18 protein-coding genes, 1 tRNA gene and 1 pseudogene are annotated in these 17,408 nt (G+C 61.8%); 14 read left to right on the top strand and 6 right to left on the bottom strand.

All coding sequences use genetic code 11. The features are described from left to right. The first annotated feature begins 87 nt into the window (after positions 1 to 87). Complete coding sequence (locus ACYP01_RS26785) at positions 88 to 675, top strand: putative glycolipid-binding domain-containing protein (RefSeq protein WP_073512852.1); 588 nt, start codon at positions 88 to 90, stop codon at positions 673 to 675. A gap of 26 nt (positions 676 to 701) precedes the next feature. Here ACYP01_RS26785 and ACYP01_RS26780 read toward each other — a convergent pair whose 3' ends face one another. Then, complete coding sequence (locus ACYP01_RS26780; protein ID WP_058227068.1) at positions 702 to 1,676, bottom strand: prephenate dehydrogenase; 975 nt, start codon at positions 1,674 to 1,676, stop codon at positions 702 to 704. Between the two features lie 48 nt (positions 1,677 to 1,724). Between ACYP01_RS26780 and ACYP01_RS26775 the strand changes: the two genes are divergently transcribed. The 4 genes from ACYP01_RS26775 to ACYP01_RS26760 all read left to right on the top strand — a co-directional run bounded on the left by ACYP01_RS26775 (position 1,725) and on the right by ACYP01_RS26760 (position 3,203). Further along, a complete protein-coding gene (locus ACYP01_RS26775; RefSeq protein WP_003943823.1) occupies positions 1,725 to 2,264 on the top strand; it encodes a tRNA adenosine deaminase-associated protein in 540 nt (179 codons plus the stop codon). Then, positions 2,265 to 2,726: a nucleoside deaminase gene (locus tag ACYP01_RS26770; RefSeq protein ID WP_378504845.1), complete on the top strand. Its 462-nt coding sequence runs from the start codon at positions 2,265 to 2,267 to the stop codon at positions 2,724 to 2,726. Between the two features lie 138 nt (positions 2,727 to 2,864). Next, positions 2,865 to 3,056 carry a CsbD family protein gene (locus ACYP01_RS26765; protein ID WP_003943869.1) on the top strand — a complete coding sequence of 64 codons (192 nt, stop codon included), beginning with the start codon at positions 2,865 to 2,867 and terminating at the stop codon, positions 3,054 to 3,056. A 56-nt stretch (positions 3,057 to 3,112) separates the two neighbouring features. Then, a tRNA-Ser gene (locus ACYP01_RS26760) sits at positions 3,113 to 3,203 on the top strand. Positions 3,204 to 3,255: 52 nt separating this feature from the next. Here the strand turns inward: ACYP01_RS26760 and ACYP01_RS26755 are convergent. Both ACYP01_RS26755 and ACYP01_RS26750 read right to left on the bottom strand, forming a co-directional pair. Continuing rightward, positions 3,256 to 4,743 carry a DUF1254 domain-containing protein gene (locus tag ACYP01_RS26755; protein ID WP_231915696.1) on the bottom strand — a complete coding sequence of 496 codons (1,488 nt, stop codon included), beginning with the start codon at positions 4,741 to 4,743 and terminating at the stop codon, positions 3,256 to 3,258. 98 nt (positions 4,744 to 4,841) lie between these two features. Continuing rightward, on the bottom strand, positions 4,842 to 5,015 hold the full coding sequence (locus ACYP01_RS26750; protein WP_003943953.1) for a hypothetical protein: 174 nt from the start codon (positions 5,013 to 5,015) through the stop codon (positions 4,842 to 4,844). 245 nt (positions 5,016 to 5,260) lie between these two features. Here ACYP01_RS26750 and ACYP01_RS26745 point away from each other — a divergent pair, with 245 nt between their 5' ends. The 3 genes from ACYP01_RS26745 (at position 5,261) to ACYP01_RS26735 (ending at position 6,757) form a co-directional block, all read left to right on the top strand. Next, positions 5,261 to 5,944 (top strand): YceI family protein, encoded by a 684-nt coding sequence (locus ACYP01_RS26745; protein ID WP_373938687.1) that lies wholly within the window; start codon positions 5,261 to 5,263, stop codon positions 5,942 to 5,944. A gap of 123 nt (positions 5,945 to 6,067) precedes the next feature. After that, positions 6,068 to 6,418 (top strand): YidH family protein, encoded by a 351-nt coding sequence (locus ACYP01_RS26740; RefSeq protein ID WP_210377943.1) that lies wholly within the window; start codon positions 6,068 to 6,070, stop codon positions 6,416 to 6,418. Beyond that, positions 6,419 to 6,757: a DUF202 domain-containing protein gene (locus tag ACYP01_RS26735; protein WP_003943794.1), complete on the top strand. Its 339-nt coding sequence runs from the start codon at positions 6,419 to 6,421 to the stop codon at positions 6,755 to 6,757. It begins immediately after the preceding gene. On the opposite strand, the gene ACYP01_RS26730 is transcribed toward ACYP01_RS26735, so the two are convergent. Beyond that, positions 6,723 to 7,664, bottom strand: a complete 942-nt coding sequence (locus ACYP01_RS26730) for a sterol desaturase family protein (protein WP_047271543.1) — start codon at positions 7,662 to 7,664, stop codon at positions 6,723 to 6,725. The genes ACYP01_RS26735 and ACYP01_RS26730 overlap by 35 nt on opposite strands. A 128-nt stretch (positions 7,665 to 7,792) precedes the next feature. On the opposite strand from ACYP01_RS26730, the gene ACYP01_RS26725 reads away from it, so the two are divergent. Continuing rightward, positions 7,793 to 8,248 (top strand): RrF2 family transcriptional regulator, encoded by a 456-nt coding sequence (locus ACYP01_RS26725; RefSeq protein ID WP_003943908.1) that lies wholly within the window; start codon positions 7,793 to 7,795, stop codon positions 8,246 to 8,248. Positions 8,249 to 8,260: 12 nt separating this feature from the next. Here the strand turns inward: ACYP01_RS26725 and ACYP01_RS26720 are convergent, their stop codons facing one another. Next, on the bottom strand, positions 8,261 to 9,370 hold the full coding sequence (locus ACYP01_RS26720; RefSeq protein WP_003943790.1) for a GGDEF domain-containing protein: 1,110 nt from the start codon (positions 9,368 to 9,370) through the stop codon (positions 8,261 to 8,263). 250 nt (positions 9,371 to 9,620) lie between these two features. Between ACYP01_RS26720 and ACYP01_RS26715 the strand changes: the two genes are divergently transcribed. The 5 genes from ACYP01_RS26715 (at position 9,621) to ACYP01_RS26695 (ending at position 17,265) form a co-directional block, all read left to right on the top strand. Next, the gene (locus tag ACYP01_RS26715; protein ID WP_003943912.1) at positions 9,621 to 10,250 is read left to right on the top strand and encodes a TetR/AcrR family transcriptional regulator; all 630 of its coding nucleotides are present in this window, start codon (positions 9,621 to 9,623) and stop codon (positions 10,248 to 10,250) included. Positions 10,251 to 10,321: 71 nt separating this feature from the next. After that, a complete protein-coding gene (locus ACYP01_RS26710; RefSeq protein WP_003943813.1) occupies positions 10,322 to 12,676 on the top strand; it encodes an MMPL family transporter in 2,355 nt (784 codons plus the stop codon). Between the two features lie 113 nt (positions 12,677 to 12,789). Beyond that, positions 12,790 to 14,523, top strand: coding sequence for an ABC transporter ATP-binding protein (locus ACYP01_RS26705; protein WP_003943950.1), 1,734 nt, complete (start codon positions 12,790 to 12,792; stop codon positions 14,521 to 14,523). After that, positions 14,520 to 16,451: an ABC transporter ATP-binding protein gene (locus ACYP01_RS26700; RefSeq protein WP_007731644.1), complete on the top strand. Its 1,932-nt coding sequence runs from the start codon at positions 14,520 to 14,522 to the stop codon at positions 16,449 to 16,451. The genes ACYP01_RS26705 and ACYP01_RS26700 overlap by 4 nt, the downstream gene beginning before the upstream one ends. Positions 16,452 to 16,521: 70 nt before the next feature. Next, entirely contained in the window at positions 16,522 to 17,265 is a 744-nt protein-coding gene (locus ACYP01_RS26695) for an IclR family transcriptional regulator (protein ID WP_459683128.1), read from the top strand. A 5-nt stretch (positions 17,266 to 17,270) separates the two neighbouring features. Here the strand turns inward: ACYP01_RS26695 and ACYP01_RS26690 are convergent. Then, a pseudogene (locus ACYP01_RS26690) lies at positions 17,271 to 17,408 on the bottom strand (Bcr/CflA family drug resistance efflux transporter); the annotation flags it as partial.

The following is a 17,408-nucleotide window of genomic DNA, read 5'->3' as shown; positions in this document are numbered from 1 at the left end:
CCGATCGAAGTCCCTAAAAGGTCCCTGATCGAAGCAATAACCCGAACCAGCGGTGCTCCGTGCCCGTTCGTCCATTACCGTGGTCGGGTGAGCATCCAACCTTCCGGTGACGCGTCCTGGCCCGCGGTATTGACCTGGCAGGCCCACAACGCTCCTCGTATGGAGTCTGTTCGTGTGCAGCTGAACGGAAATCGCATCAAGGCTTCCGGCCGGATCATCGGTGGAGCCTGCAGTGAGCACCCGGCATTCAGCGCGTCGTACGACCTGGTCACCGACGAGGCCGGCATCACCCGCCGGTTGTCCGTGCGGACCGCCCTGGCCGCCGGTGAGCGTCAGATGTCGATCAGCCGGGACGAAGAAGGCACCTGGATGGTCGAGAACGGCGCCAGTCACCAGCGCTCTGCGTTCGATGGCGCACTCGATGTCGACGTGATCCTCAGCCCGTTCTTCAACACGCTGCCCATCCGCCGCGTCGGCTTGCAGAACGACATCGAGGACGCCGAGGTCCCGGTCGTCTACGTCAATCTCCTCGACCTGCGCGTCGAGGGTGCGACCATCACCTACAGCTCCGGCGCCGACGGAATCAGTGTGTTGTCCCCGGTGTCCAGCTCGACGCTGTCCGTCGACACCGAAGGTTTTGTCCTCGACTACCCGGGTCTGGCAACTCGTATCTAGGTTTCGTATCTCCAGGTTGCGTAGTTCTAGGTTGCGGATCGCCGGATGACGCCGCCGCGTCGACCGGCGTCTCGCATCCGGTTGATCCAGTCGGGTTCTCCGGCCTGAACGTCTTCGATGTCCCACCGCTCGTGCGACTCGTAGGCGCCGCGCGCCGCGAACCCTGCGTCCACCAATCGTGCCGTCGAGCCGTTGTCGAGCAGATCGGTACGTGCGCCCTGCAAAAGGTCGAGCGCCTCGTCCAGCGCGACCAGCAGGGCGTCGCGGTTGCCCTCGCACATCGCCCGCACCAGGCCAGGAGCGCTCCCGGCCACGCGAGTGCCGTCGCGAAATGATCCGGCAGCCAGCCCGAGAGCCAGTTCGCCTCCGGCAGCTCCGGTGATCGCAAGCGTTTCCGCGAGCAGGTGAGGCAGATGCGAGATTCGCGCGACTGCTCGATCGTGCTCGAGAGATTCGGCCGGCACGACCACCGAGCCGCAGTCCAGTGCAAGGTCGGCGACCTGCGACCACACATCTGCGTCGACGCCGTTGTCGGTGGCAACGACCCACACCGCGTCGACGAACAGATCGGCATCCCCGACCGCCCAACCCGAAGCTGACGTCCCCGCCATCGGATGACCGCCCACGAACTTGGCGCTCAAGCCCGCTCGTTCGACCGCGGCCTTCACTTCACCCTTGACGCTGACGACGTCCGTGATCGGATTGTCGGGCGCATGCGCGGCGATTGCCTCCAAGGTGGCGTCGACGGCAGGCATCGGCACGGCGACCACGATGATCGCGCCGCTTTCGTTTGCTCTCTGCAGCACTGAAACCAGATCGGTGTCGGCGTCGAAACCGTCGGCTCGGGCCGCGTCGGCGGACTCGCTGGAACGGTTGTAACCCCACGCCCGGCGGCCGGATCGGACGGCGGCGCGAAGTAGCGAACCGCCGATCAATCCGAGGCCGAGAACGCAGACTGGTGGGGCGGAATCGATCGCAGACACGAGTTCAGGTTGGCACATCGATGCTCGGACTTCACTCACTGGCACCAGGCGGGCTACCGTTGCGCCATGGGTGCACAGCGCGCGGGTAACAAGAGCGCCTCTTCGAACCAGTCGGAGGAGCTTGAAGGCTTCGGTGTCGCGGTGGTCCGTGAAGAGGGGCGTTGGACGGTCAAGGCACTGACGCCCGACGCGTTGACCTCGCTCTCGGCCGCCGAAACGCAGCTGCGTGAGCTGCGAAGTTCGGGTGCCGTCTTCGGTCTTCTCGACGTCGACGACGAGTTCTTCATCGTGTTGCGTCCGGCGCCGTCGGGCACGCAGTTGCTGATTTCCGACGCGACCGCCGCCATCGACTACGACATCGCAGCCGACGTCCTCGACGCCTTGCACATCGAGATCCCCGACATCGACCCGGACGACCTCGACGATGTCGAACCCTGGGAAGAGGGCGATCTGTCCGTGCTGGCCGATCTGGGCCTGCCGGAACCCGTGCTCGCCGTCATCGCGGCCGAGACCGATCTCTATCCGGACGAGCAGTTGGGGATGATCGCGCAGCGACTCGGGTTCGCATCCGAGTTCGGCGCAGCGCTCGACAAGCTCCCGCGCTAGATGACTCTCGCTGACGATCAGCGCATGATCCGTGCGGCCATCGTGGCCGCACGTTCCGCCTCCGACGCAGACGTCCCGGTCGGGGCAGTGGTGTTCGACGCAGACGGCGTCGAAGTTGTTCGGGCCTCCAATGCCAGGGAAGCGTCGTCCGATCCGACCGCGCACGCCGAAATCCTCGCGTTGCGTGCTGCCGCGAAAACCTACGGTGACGGCTGGCGCCTGGAAGGTGCGACGCTTGCCGTGACCCTCGAGCCATGCACGATGTGTGCGGGCGCTCTGGTCCTCGCCCGGGTTTCTCGGGTCGTTTTCGGGGCGTGGGAGCCGAAAACCGGAGCCGTCGGATCATTATGGGACGTAGTTAGAGATAAAAGATTGACCTATCGGCCGCAGGTGCGCGGCGGGGTCCTCGAGGACGAATGCGCTGGGCTTTTGGAAGATTTCTTCCGCGAGCAGCGAGCCTGAATTCGGTATTCCCCATCGAGAGTGATCGCACACTCGGGTAGCCGGATCCATCAATCGAGGGCATGGTGGAGGCAGATGCCGTCAGGGCATCGGCGGATCGTCGGAAGGCGATTCGTTCGCGTTCACAGAGGAGTACTCATGGGAATCGCAGACAAGGCTCAGAACAAGGCCGAAGACCTCGGGGGCAAGGCCAAGGAAGCTGCTGGCAGCGCTACCGGTGACCGGGACCTCGAAAACGAAGGCAAGGGCGACCAGGTGAAATCGGCCGTCAAGGATGCAGGCGAGAAGGTCAAGGACGCCGCTTCCAGCATCAAGGACAAGCTCACGTAATACCGCTCCACCTGGCGATTTCAGCCACGGGCACTCCATCCGGTAAAGTCACCAACGGTGGCGTGTCCGAGCGGCCTAAGGAGCACGCCTCGAAAGCGTGTGACGGGTAACCCCCGTCCGAGGGTTCAAATCCCTCCGCCACCGCCAAAGCTCCCCACCTGTTCACGCAGGTGGGGAGCTTTTTTGTGCTTGGTGGCGCCTATAGTCCCGTTGCTCGGACGACGTCGGGGAATCGGTAGGTTTCATCGAGGACTGATTTGTCGGGGACATAGCTGCGAATGATCAGTCGAAATTCGTCGTGCGGAGCGGGTAGCCAGTTGGCACGAGCATCCGGATCGGTCGGCTCGTCGTGAGACAGGTGCAAGGTGAGCTTCCCGTCACGAAAGACGAGATCGCCCGCGTCGAGATTGACGGTGCCGAGGTTGACGCGGTTACCGGGTGCGTCGGCGAGCATAAATGCGTCCTTGTCGTACATGGTCAGAGACCAGAAGCCGCCGCGACTGCGGTCGACGGGTGGGAGTGCGTCTTCTGTGAAGGTCATGGTGTACCGCTCGCGGCCGTGGAGCAACGCTCCGTCGTGGTCGGTACCCCGGATGAGGTAGACAGCCTCGTGAAAGTCGTTGACGTAAATGTAGATGACGGCCGCGAGCGCCCGTCCGAACCAGTCGGTGCCCCACAGGCCACTGTTGCGTTGCCGTTGCCATCCGTTGCCTGCGTCGACCCCGGTTTGGACGTAGCTCGCCGATTGATGGAGGGCGACGTCGGCGCGGAGCGCGGCGCGGTCGAGCAGCGCTCGGTACGACTTGTCCGAACGATACAGTGCGACAAGCGTCTTGGCTTGATCAGCCATCGGGGTGTCTGCTGCGCCCATGGTCGGGTTGAAATCGAGCATTGCTGCAAGATCGGTCCAGAAAGATTCCGGCTTCACCCATTGAGGTCGACTGGCGTCGGGATCGACCGCCAACATTTCGGCGGTGACGCCCTGAGGGTAGATCGAGTTCGCGGCGTGGGCCTCGTAGCCGAAGGACCGCGGGCCGGGTCGATCCTCGCTGAACGGGTACATGCCGATCTGGTCGAGCACCGACCGCGCCTGCTGCTTGGACGCCTCGGAACGTGCTGCGAAACTGCGAGGGAAGACACCAGCCACGTTCGTCGGTGATCGAAGCACATCGAGGAAGTCTTCCGGCAACTCGCCATCCCAATCAGGTCCGACCAGAAGGAACTTTCCGCCGGGAGTGCCTGTCGCCGAACCAAGTTGGTGAGTCACATTGGTCAGCACGTCGACGATCTGGATAGTCCAGTAATGGCCGTCGGGTACCTCGGTCGGGGTCTGTATCACTGCGGTTTCGTCGGTGAGATCGGCGAATCCTGCGCCGTAGATCGTGTCGTTGTTGGGTGAGACGACCCACCGCTGCGCCGGGCTCATGTAGTCGGTGAGGGCACCTGTGTAATTCTTGGCGGCGCCTGGCAGAAGACCGAGTTGGAGTCCGGTCTTGCCATCCATGATCTCCCACATGTTTGTACGGCCGAAGGTGTCCACAGCTGGATAGCCCCAGTAATAGACGATCCGGGCGAGGGCTTCCACGTAACTCTCAGCGGCCAGCGTTGCTGGAACTCCGGCCGATCTCGCCAGTTGAGCGTGTGCCGGCGTGAAACCTTGTGCGATTGAGTCGGTCGGGGAGTCCATGAAGTCATGGTGCCGGTGACCGTCCGCTGCATCATCACCCTTGCGGGGTGAACCGGTGAGGAAATCGAAAACCGGTTCTGTGTGCGCAATTCGAACGTTCAGGAGCGGCGGGCGATCCACTCTGCAGCGGCGGCATCGATGTCCTGCTTCAGCTTCTCGAAGAACGAGGGTGGCGGGGTGGGGATCAAATCTGCTGCGGTAGTGAGGGATCGACTGAGGGCGATCCGACGCTCGCGTAACTCGTCGTCGGTCAGGAGCGTCAGGTCCGCCATCGCGAGCTCCCTCGATCGGTGTGATTCGTGTTTCGGGCAGACCGTGCGCATCGGGATCGATGCATGATTCGATGCGCACGGCCCAGGCATTCCAGGCTGGGGGCCGGAATGCACAGTCGACTTTACCAAATGATTACTAATGGCTGTAGATGCGGCCCGCCTGCGGTGGTCGTGGAGCACTTTCACAGGGTTCTCCCAGGTCGTAAGTCCTGACAACTGTTGAAGCTGCAACTATCGTCGAGCCCATGAAAAAGATCTGGTGGATCGGCGGAGCAGTAGTTGTGGTCGTACTCGCCCTGCTCGTGGGGCCGTGGGCGTACGGGAAGTTCATCGCTGAAGACGATGCACCGGCGGCCGTGGTGTCCACTGAGGGCGCGGAGGCGGCGTCCGGATCGATCGACGGGCAATGGACCGTCGTCGCGGGGCAGGGGGACAACCAGACGGCAGCTGGGTACACCGTGCACGAGATTCTCAACGGATCGAGTGTGACCGTCGTCGGAACCACTGGCGAGGTGAGCGGAAACGCGGTTGTCGAGGGTGAAAAGCTCACTTCCGGCGAAGTAACGGTGCAGGTGGCAAGCATCAAGACCGACTCGGATCGGCGGGACGGCCAGTTCACGGGCAATGTGATGGATACCAGCACGTATCCGACGGCGACGTTCACGATCGACTCGCCGGTGGACTTGTCTGCTGTACCGACGGACGGAACAACGGCGACGGTCACGGTGTCAGGAACGCTGACGCTCAAGGGTCAGGCCAAGCCGGTGTCGGTCGACATGACCGTGCTGCATTCGGGTGATTCGCTGATCGCATCGGGCTCGATTCCGGTCACCTGGACCGATTTCGGAGTCGAGCCTCCGTCCCTCGGTTTCGTCACCGTCGACGGCAGCGGCTCGGTGGACTTCCTGGTCTCACTCGCCGCGAGCTGAATTACGTCCACCCGATTCGCACTGCTTCGGGGCGGGCAGGGAAGATTAAGGACATGACCTTCCTTTCTTCTTGTCCGTTCCGAAGGCAGTGTGCGATCTCTGCCCGGACGGAATGAACAGGTGATGCCCCGGTGGAGACCGTTCCGAACGGGCGAAGACCCCGATCCACGGTTCACGCTCGCCAATGAGCGGACATATCTGGCTTGGATCCGCACTGCAACGGCCTTCGTCGCGTCGGGCGTCGGACTCGAAGCGTTCGGCGGCGACATTCTCGACCCGACGGTTCGTGCCGGCTTGGCCGCGTTGTTGCTCGTCGGCGGTGCTCTGATCGCCATCACTTCCTTTGTCCACTGGATCAGCGCCGAGCGTGCACTGCGAACTGAGCGCTCGTTGCCGGTGCCGCTCATGGCGCCGGTCGTCGGCATCGTGCTGGTGATCTGCGCGACCGTCCTGGTGGTCGAGGTCGTGAACTGATTGACCGCGCTGGAACCGTCGGAAGGTGTCAAGCCTCCGGACAAGGGCTTACAGTCCGAGCGCACATCGCTCTCGTTCGTGCGTACGAGTCTGTCGATCCTCGGCTTGTCTGCCGCCTGTCTGAGATGGTTGCCGCCGTTCGGGTCGGTGGCCCTGATCGGCCCGTCCGTCGCTGCCGTGCTCGTCGTCGCGGTGACGGTCTACGAACGTCGGTCGCGGCCCAGGCGGTTGGCCCAGTTTTCGGCCGAAAAGGCAACGCCCGCTTTGGGTATGGGAGCAACTCTCGCGGTCGCTCTGCTCCTGCTCAGTGCGACGGGGCTGTGGATTCTGCTGAAGTGACCTCGGCTTTCGGCGCCCAGCCGGGCGGGCCGAACACGTAGCCGGCTCGCTGCCGCCACGATGTCGACGCCTTCCAATCACGAGCAATGGCAGCATATTCGCGCGTTTGGAGCTTCCAGATGTTGTACGTTCCGACCGGCGTCGTGAGTCCGTAGGTGGGCCGGTGGGTTTCGGCTGCGAAGGTTCCGAACATCCGGTCCCAGATGATGAGGATTCCGGCGTAGTTGCGGTCGAGGTACTCGGCGTCGGAGCCGTGGTGGACGCGATGGTGTGACGGCGTGTTGAAGATGAATTCGATGGGCCGCCAGAGTTTTCCGACACGTTCGGTGTGGACGAAGAACTGGTAGACGAGGCTGACGGAGAAGCCGACGAACACCATCCACGGCGGGATCCCGAGGAACGGCAACGGCAACCACATGATGATCTCACCGCTGTTGTTCCACTTCTGCCGCAGTGCGGTGCTGAAATTGAAGTACTCGCTCGAATGGTGAGCCTGGTGTGTGGCCCAGATGACTCGAACTCGGTGTGCGATGCGGTGATACGCGTAATAGAGGACGTCGATTCCGAGCAGCAGGATCACCCAGGTGTACCAGGCAGTCGGCGAGAGGTGCCACGGAGCGAGATACACCCAGATTGCGGAATAGCCGATCAGCGCCAGCACTTTCCAGAAGGTGCTCGTTGCGATCGACACGAGTCCGAGTAGAACGCTGGTTCTGGCGTCGGCGCTTCGGTAGCCGCCCTGTGCCGGCCGTGCGCGTCCGTCGGCGTCGTCGGGATGATCTTCGAGCGCACGGGCCGCGAACCATTCGATTGCGAGGAAGATGACAAACGCGGGGATTGCGAGCGTAACGGGATCATGGAGCGGTTCGAGCAGTGACTTCCATGATTCGAGAAGGGTTTCCCACACGCGATTTGTCCTGTTCTCTAGCTCTGATCGTTACATCATGCATTAAAATGTAACGTCAGGGAACCCTTTGCGGCGAAGAACTCGCAGGTTTGTTGCGACTATTCATAGAACGATGGTAGGAATTGCCGGTGCATATCACCGCGAAGGTGGACTACGCCGTGCGGACTCTGGTCGAGCTCGCGGCAGTTGGTCCTGACCCGGCCAAGGCCGAGTTTCTCGCCAAATCCCAGGTAATACCCCACAAGTTCCTGGAAGCGGTGCTCTCGGACCTGCGGCGCGGCGGCTTGGTCAACAGCCGTCGAGGCCCGGACGGGGGATACTGGCTCGCTCGGTCCGCGGACGAGATCACGATTGCCGACGTCATACGGGCTGTCGAGGGACCGCTGGCTTCGATTCGGGGTCAGCGACCGGAAGACGTCGACTACGGGGGACCGGCAACGCCCCTCAAGGAGGTGTGGATTGCAGTGCGAGTCAACCTCCGTGCTGTGCTCGAAAATGTCACACTCACCGATGTTGCAGGTGGAGAGTTGCCCGAGTTCATTCACGAACTGACGGCAGATCCCGAGGCGTGGAATCGGCGCTGATACAGCCCGGTTTCAGTGTGCCCGTCGACGCGGAACTGCCATAGGAGCAGTGTTCGCGGTGTTGCCTCCCGCGGATTTTGCGTCGTACATCAGATGATCGGCCGCAACGATTGCTCGGGAGAACTCGTTGTAGTCGAACTCTTCCTGATGTGGGATGAAAGGTAGCGTCGCTGCGCCGACGCTGACCGTGGCCAGGGGGTCGTCGGAGGCGTTCACCACGGCTTTGGGGAGCGTCGCGATTCGTTTGCGAAGTCCGTACGGAGTACCGATCATCACAACGGTGAACTCCTCGCCGCCGGTGCGCGCGGCGTAACCGAAACCGTTCACATGCGCCTGCAGGCGCGTTCCGGTCCGGATGATGACGGCGTCACCGACTTCGTGACCGAACGTGTCGTTCACCGCCTTGAACTTGTCGATGTCGACGACGGCAACAGCAATGTCGGCACGATTTGCCGACGCGACCGACCAGATGCGCTCCGACATGTCCCACAGTCCTCGTCGGTTCAGTAGGCCGGTAAGCGCATCCACTTTGGATCCCGTTGCGCGCGCGAGTAATTGCCGCCAAGTGAACTGAATTGTGGCCGGAATGAAGATCACTGCACACAGGACGACGTCCGTGCGTGCGATCACGCTGGTTGTCGAGTAGTCGCCGTTCGTCAGGCCGAGCACCGTCAGGGCGATGACAAATGTCGTGGCAAAGGCGAGATGGAAGGCCAACCAGCGGTAATCGAGAAAATAGGTGAAGTAGGCGCCGGTGGCGACAAAGAGTGCCGCGCCGAAAAGGGCGGCGTTATGGCTGGTGAAGGTGATGAGAATCGAGGCAGTTCCGAGATCCGCCCACAGACCGTAGAGCTTGAGCATGCGTGAACCTCTGATTCGGCCGACAAACCAGAGAATCGTGGGGATCAGGTTGACGGTCGCAATGCCGACGAGCCAACTGCGCGCAAACGGTCCGTCCGGGCCCTCCCCGCTAAGGAGAAACAGGAACGCCACGATCGAGAAATTGAGTGAGCAGAATCCGATGGTGAGACGGACGAGACGTAGTACGGAGCCTCGTCCGGACTTCGATCCCCACAGCATCACCGTGGACGAAACCGGCCAGGTATGCAGGAGCGGGTCCATCAGATTCCTTCGCCGAGCAAATTGCGGTTAATTCACCGCAAAGTATGTCAGGCCATGTTGATTCACGCGTCAACTTGGCAGGGGGCGTCACGCGGTGGAGTTGCCCGCAACTCTCTCTGTCGCACTGTTCAGGCATTTGCCGTGCGTGAGTGTGAGGTACGCCTCGAGTTTCCGTGCCGTGTGTTCGATCGCACAATATTGCAGACCTCTGCAAAGTTGCAGAGCTCTGCAAGTTCGGTACCGTGTTGGGGTGATCATCGAACAAGGCCTTCGTGACCGCAAGAAGGCAGCAACCCGTGCCGCACTCAGCGGCGCGGCAGCACGGCTCGCTCGTGCGCTGGGAATCGAATGCGTCACCGCTGACGCAATCGCCTCCGAGGCCGGAGTGTCGACGAGGACGTTCCACAACTACTTCTCCAGCAAGGAGGAGGCAGTGCTCGCCAGTTTCGAGGAATCGGTGACTTTGTGGATCGAGGCGCTTGCGTCACGGCCCGCGGACGAACCTATTCTCGATGTCCTTGAAGAGCTTGTGGTCGAAATCGTGAACGACTCAGGTCCGAGTGGGAGTGAGAAGGCAAGTATCTGGCTGCTGTCGGATTCGAGTCCCGCGCTCTACCGGGATGCCGCAGACATGCATCAGCGGATCAACCGTGCAGTAGTTCAGGCATTGGCGGAACGCACCGGCACCGACGCCGAGAAGGACCTGTACCCGACGCTCCTCCTGGGAGCGGTGGGCGGAGCCGCTAAATCGGTGATCGACGTCTGGACTGGCGGAAAGTCGGAGGCTTCCAGTCCGGAAGAGTTGGTTCACGACGCTTTTCGGCAGATTCGTGCCGGGTTGCCCGCGCCGCCGCCTGCCCCTGAGATGTCGCGTCCCTGAGATGTCTCGTCTCTGAGCCCCACACGTAATACCTGTCCACGTACACGCACCGAAACAGCAAGGAGCCCGTCGTGGCCACCTATCTTTATCGGATCGGCAAGTTCGCCTACCGGCGAAAAGGCGCGGTCCTCAGCGTTTGGCTGATAATCCTGGTCCTGATGGGCGTCGGGGCAGCGACTCTGTCCGGCCCCACCAAGGATTCGTTCTCCATTCCGGGAACCCCGGCGCAGCAGGCGCAAGACCTGATGGCGGAGCGTTTTCCCGACGCGCCCAATCCTATGGATTCGCTGAGCGCGCGATACGTAGTGCAAGCTCCGGCAGGCACGACGCTGGCCGATCCGGCGAACGTCAAGGCCATGGACGACATGCTCGCGAGTATTCGTGGCATCGACAAGGTCGCCGACTCTGCCAAGGTGGACCCGGCGACTGCCACTCCGGAACAGGCCGCGAAGGCGTTGGTCAATCCGGTTACCGGCAACGACTCCATGGTTGCGATGTTCAAGGAAAAGGCTGCTGCGGCTGGAACTTCCGAGACACAGGCCGTGGACGACGCGCGTGCGTTGTCGCCGCTCAGTGCCGACGGCACAGTCGGGTACGTCGAGGTTCCGTTCAGCGGTGACTTCGCCGATCTCGATCAGGCGTTGCGTGATTCGATCAACTCCGCAGCCGATGTCGGTCGGGCCGAGGGACTCAACGTCCAGGTCAGTGGTTCTGCTGCTCAGGAAGCGGAGATGCCCGGTGGTGTCACCGAGCTGATCGGTATCGCCGTTGCCGCTGTCGTTCTGGCCATCACGTTCGGTTCGCTTGTGGCCGCGGGGCTTCCGCTCCTCACCGCGATCATCGGTATCGCTATCGGCAGCCTCGGAATCACGGTTGCCACCGGATTCATGGATCTCAGTTCGATGACTCCGACGCTGGCGATCATGATCGGTCTGGCCGTGGCGATCGACTACTCGCTGTTCATCATGTCCAGGTTCAGGCATGAGCTCACCCTTACCGACAACCGTGCCGAAGCAGCAGGTCGCGCCGTCGGAACCGCCGGTTCCGCAGTGGTATTCGCTGGTTTGACGGTCATCATCGCGCTGGTTGCCTTGCGAGTCGTCGGCATCCCGTTCCTCTCCGATATGGGTGCGGCAGCGGCCTTTACCGTGCTGATCGCGGTTCTGATCGCCTTGACCTTGCTGCCTGCGATCCTGGGTATGTTCGGACGCAAGGCTTTTGCCGGCAAGATTCCCTTCCTCAGCAAGCGCGCAGAGGAGTCCGAAGACGAAGATTCGGGCAAGCCGAAGTTGGCTCTGCGCTTCATCAGTGCCGTCGTCCGTCGTCCGCTCGTGCCGCTGATCGGTGGAGTAGTGCTTCTGGGCGCATTGGCTCTGCCCGCAACGGGATTGAGCCTGGCACTGCCGTCGGAGGCCACCGGTGACCCGGCGACCAGTGCGCGTCAGGCATACGACCTGATCGACGAGGGCTTCGGTGACGGTCGCAACGGACCGCTCATCGCCGTTGTCGACGCGAAGGGGGCCAGCGTTCCCGCCGGGGAGGCCTTTGCGGAGGTCGTCTCGACCATCTCGGGCTTCGATGACGTCCAGAACGCACAGGTCGTCGGGGTCAACGAGGCCGGCGACACCGCGCAGGTACTGATCACTCCGAAGAGTGGTCCGACCGACCCCGCCACGATGGATCTGGTGTCCAGCCTTCGTGGAGCCGAAGGCGGACTCAACGATTCGATCGGCGTCAGCTACGGCATCACCGGTCAGACCGCACTCGAAGGCGACGTCTCGGACACGCTGAAGGATGCATTGGTGCCCTACCTGGCCGTCGTAGTCGGCCTTGCATTCATCTTGTTGCTCTTGGTGTTCCGTTCGATCCTGGTTCCGCTGACGGCGACGCTCGGCTTCCTGCTCAGCGTGCTCGCGACATTCGGTGCGACGGTGGCGATCTTCCAGCACGGTTGGTTGGGCATCATCTCGAACCCGCAACCACTCGTGAGTTTCATGCCGATCTTCCTGATCGGTGTGGTGTTCGGACTCGCGATGGACTACCAGGTGTTCCTCGTGACGCGTATGCGTGAGGAGTACGTCCACGGCGCGAGCGCGAAGGAGGCCGTGACCATCGGCTTCAACCATGGCGCCCGGGTCGTCAGTGCGGCCGCGGTCATCATGATCTCCGTGTTCGGTGCCTTCATCGCGGAACCGAACTCGTTCATCAAGTCGATCGGCTTCGCGCTTGCCGCGGCGGTGTTCTTCGACGCCTTCATCGTGCGCATGGTGATCATCCCGTCCGTCATGGCACTGCTCGGCGACAAGGCGTGGTGGTTGCCGAAGTGGCTGGACAAGATTCTGCCGAACGTCGACATCGAGGGTGAGAAGCTCAGCAAGGCCCTCCGTGAAGAAAAGGAAGCGGAGCTTCAGTCCGCATCTGCTTGATCTCTGCTGTGCGCCTTTATTAACCCCCCGCGGTTAATAAAGGCGCACAGCAGTTTTGTGTATCGAAATATCCAGCGGCACATGTCGGCCAGGATTGGTAACCTTCGCTCACTATGCTGATCAGGCTGCTGCGCACTTATCTGACGCCGTACCGGGGTGAACTCACGGGCGTTGTCGTCCTGCAGTTTATTTCGACTATGGCGGCCCTTTACCTTCCGAGTCTCAACGCCGACATCATCGACAACGGCGTGACGAAAGGCGACACCGGCTACATCCTCTCCACCGGCGGGATGATGCTGATGGTCACGCTCACGCAGATCCTGTGCTCGGTGGGTGCCGTCTTCTTCGGTGCGCGAGTCGCCATGGGCGTCGGACGCGATCTCCGGGCTTCGGTGCTGCATCAGGTCGGGACGTTTTCGGCCCGAGAGGTCGGGCACTTCGGTGCGCCTTCGCTGATCACCCGCAACACCAACGACGTCCAGCAAGTGCAGATGATGGTCGTGATGAGTTGCACCATCCTCGTCATGGCGCCGATCATGTGCGTCGGCGGCATCATCATGGCTCTGCGCCAGGACCTGAATCTGTCCTGGATCCTGGGGATCAGCGTCCCGCTTCTCGTAGTCTCGATGGGTTTCCTGATTGCCCGGATGGTCCCCGGATTCAGGGTCATGCAGGGCCGCCTCGACGCCGTCAACCGTGTTCTTCGCGAACAGATCACGGGCATCCGTGTCGTCCGAGCGTTTGTACGGGAACCGTACGAGGTAGAGCGTTTCGGCGATGCCAACCGTGAGCTGACGGAGACTGCACTCGGCGTCGGCCGCCTCATGGCACTGATGTTCCCGCTCGTGATGCTGATCAGCAATGTCACCAGCGTCGCGGTCATCTGGTTCGGTGGCCATCAGATCAACGAGGGCTCGATGCAGATCGGCTCGCTCACCGCGATGCTCAGCTACATCATGCAGATCCTGATGGCCGTCATGATGGCCACTTTCATGGCGGTGATGCTGCCGCGTGCGTCGGTGTGCGCCGAACGTATCTCCGAAGTACTCGACACGGATTCGTCGGTGATTCCGCCCGAGAATCCGGTCCGAGAACTGAAAGACCCGGGAGTCGTCGAACTTCGTGGCGCTCAGTTCCAGTTCCCCGGAGCCGAGGAACCCGTATTGCGCGACATCACTTTCCGCGCCGAACCAGGTAAGACGACAGCGATCATCGGCGGTACGGGATCGGGAAAGACGACTCTGCTCAACCTGATTCCGCGATTGATCGACTCTACTTCCGGATCGGTATCGGTGGGTGGCGTCGACGTCCGCGACATCGACACGGAGCTGCTCTGTTCGGTGATCGGTCTGGTCCCGCAGAAGCCGTATCTGTTCTCGGGCACTGTCGCCACCAATCTCCGCTACGGAAACCCCGAAGCTACCGACGAATGGCTGTGGGAGTGCCTCGAGATCGCCCAAGCCGCCGACTTCGTCCGCGCCATGCCCGAAGGCCTGGACACACCGGTGGCACAAGGCGGTACGACGGTATCGGGCGGCCAGCGTCAGAGACTCGCCATCGCCAGAGCGTTGGTGCGTAAGCCACAGATCTATCTGTTCGACGATTCCTTCTCGGCACTCGACCTCACTACTGATGCGAGGCTGCGTGCGGCGCTCCGGCCGGTCACGCAAGACGCCTGCATCGTCGTTGTCGCGCAGCGCATTTCCACCATCGTGGAAGCCGATCAGATCATCGTGCTCGACGACGGCGCCATCGTGGGGATCGGCACGCACGACGAACTCGTGGTCAGTTGTCCCACCTACGGCGAAATCGTCGCCTCTCAGCTAGCCGTACAGGACGCATCATGAGCAATCGACCGACTTCCTCGCCTCCCATCGGCCCGCCCGGCGGCGGCGATCCCACAAAGAAGGCCATGAACTTCGGCCCTTCGCTCAAACGTCTCCTCGGTCGCTTGAGCCCCGACAAGCCGATCGTCGTCCTGATCTTCGCTTTGGTGACCGCAAGCGTCGTACTTTCCTCGATCGCTCCGAAGATCCTGGGAAACGCCACCAACCTGATCTTCGACGGAATCGTCAGCAAGCAACTCCAGCCGGGGACGACAAAGGAACAGGCTGTCGAAGGATTGCGCGCTTCGGGGCAGGGTCAGCTCGCCGACATGGTGTCCGGCATGGCAGTTGTGCCCGGAACCGGAATCGATTTCGACGCCGTCGGCAAGGTCTTGATGATCGTGCTGCTGCTGTTCGTCTGCGCGTCGCTGTTCAGTTGGCTGCAGGCGTATCTGCTCAACATCGTGGTCCAGCGAACCGTTCGTCGTCTGCGTGAGGACGTCGAGCAGAAGATTCACCGACTTCCCTTGCGGTACTTCGATACCCATGCCCGCGGTGATGTTCTCTCACGCGTGACCAATGACATCGACAACGTCGCGCAGAGCTTGCAGCAGACCCTCAGCCAGTTGGTCATGTCGGTGATGACCGTCCTGGGCATTCTGGTGATGATGCTGTGGATCTCACCGCTGCTCGCCTTGATCGCGGTGGCAACTGTTCCGCTGTCGATCATGGTGACGGCGTTCATCGCGAAGCGTTCACAGAAGCACTTCGTGGCGCAGTGGAAGAGCACCGGCGGAATCAACGCGCAGGTCGAGGAAGCATTCAGCGGCCACGAGTTGGTCAAGGTGTTCGGTCGCCAGCAGGAGGTCGAGGAGCGCTTCCGCAAGCAGAACGAGGATCTGTACGAGTCCAGCTTCAAGGCGCAGTTCATTTCCGGTCTGGTCATGCCGGCCGTGATGTTCCTGGGCAACCTCAACTACGTCGCCATCGCAGTGGTGGGTGGCATGCGCGTCGCATCCGGAACGATGACGCTCGGCGATGTGCAAGCGTTCATCCAGTACTCGCGGCAGTTCACCCAGCCGCTCACGCAGATAGCGTCGATGACCAATCTGCTGCAGTCCGGCGTCGCTTCGGCCGAGCGGGTCTTCGCGCTGCTCGACCAAGACGAGCAGTCGGAGGACCCGAAGAGCGCGAAGTCGCCCACGGTCGACAAGGGTCGCGTCAAGTTCGAGAACGTCACCTTCAGTTACAAGCCGGAACAGCCGCTGATCGAGGACCTGTCCCTGACTGCCGAGCCGGGCCAGATGGTTGCGATCGTCGGACCCACCGGCGCCGGCAAGACCACCCTCGTCAACCTCATCCTGCGGTTCTACGAACTCAATTCGGGCCGAATCACTTTGGACGGCATCGACATCGCCGACATGACACGAGACGATCTGCGCTCACGGATCGGCATGGTTCTGCAGGACGCATGGCTCTTCGGTGGAACCATCCGCGAGAACATCGCCTACGGCAAGCCTGGTGCCACCGACGAGGAGATTCGTCGCGCGGCCGAGATGAGCTACGTCGACAAGTTCGTGCACTCTCTGCCTGAGGGTTACGACACGGTCATCGACGAGGAAGGCAGCAACGTCAGTGCCGGCGAGAAGCAGCTCATCACCATCGCCCGCGCCTTCATCTCGCAGCCGTCCATCCTGATCCTCGACGAGGCGACCAGTTCGGTGGACACACGCACCGAACTGCTGGTCCAGAGCGCCACCGCGGTTCTGCGCAACGACCGCACCAGCTTTGTCATCGCGCACCGTCTTTCGACAATTCGTGATGCGAACCTGATCGTGGTGATGGAGGAAGGCCGGATCGTGGAGCAGGGGAGCCATGAGGCTCTGCTCGAATCCCGCGGCGCGTACTTCCGTCTGTACAACAGCCAATTCGTGGGCGCGGAGATCTGATGCCTCAGTAGACTGGAGCAGACTTGGTCCGCTGGGTGGACCACATTCTGTGTACTGGAGGCGCTCGGCGATGCATTCGTTGCTGGGGAAAGCGCGCCTGATACTCGATTCCTTCGATGCGGATTCGGGTGCGCTGTCGCTGACCGAACTTGCGAATCGGAGTGGTGTTGCGAAGGCGACGGTGCATCGAATAGCCGGTGAACTGGTGTCTCTTGGTCTACTGGAACGGGTCGGAACCAAGTACAGGTTGGGGTTACGGCTCTTCGAACTGGGGCAGTTGGTTCCTCGTCAACGTATTCTGCGCGAGGTGTCGTTGACGTATGTGCAGGATCTTCACGCGGCGACCCGGGAGACGGTTCACCTCGCGATTCGCGACGGCCTCGATGTTCTGTACATCGACAAGATCTCCGGTCATCACGGGGTGGACCTGCCGTCGCGGGTGGCCGGCCGGCTGCCGATGTATGCCACGGCAACCGGCAAAGCGATACTCGCGTACTCACCGGATTCCGTTTTTCGAGCGGTGACAGGCAACGGATTTGTCGAGTTCACCGATCGGACGGTGAACTCGGAAGACGGGTTACGTAGGCAACTCGACGCTGTTCGTTCGCAGCAGTTGGCGGTCGAGACCGAGGAGGTTCGCCTGGGAACATCGAGTATCGCTGCCCCGATCTTCGGTGGACTTGGTGAAGCAGTTGCCGCGATCGGTGTGTCGAGTCCGCGGTATCGAATGGACACCGAGCGTTTTGCCGAACCGTTGCGCGCGGCGGCCGCGGGAATCAGCCGGAAGGTATCGGTTCTCGAACGCTCGGCATAACCGTTTTATCGACGCACGCAGAGCAGCGCGATCACGCCGAGAACCGAAGCCCCGGTCATGGAGATGGCCACGGCAAGACTGGTGTTGCCGAGAAGACCGACGATGGGCGCAACAACAGCGGCAGCGCCGAACTGCGCAAATCC

The organism is Rhodococcus sp. no. 34 (genome assembly GCF_054589475.1).
This window is presented reverse-complemented; position numbering and strand designations above follow the sequence as displayed.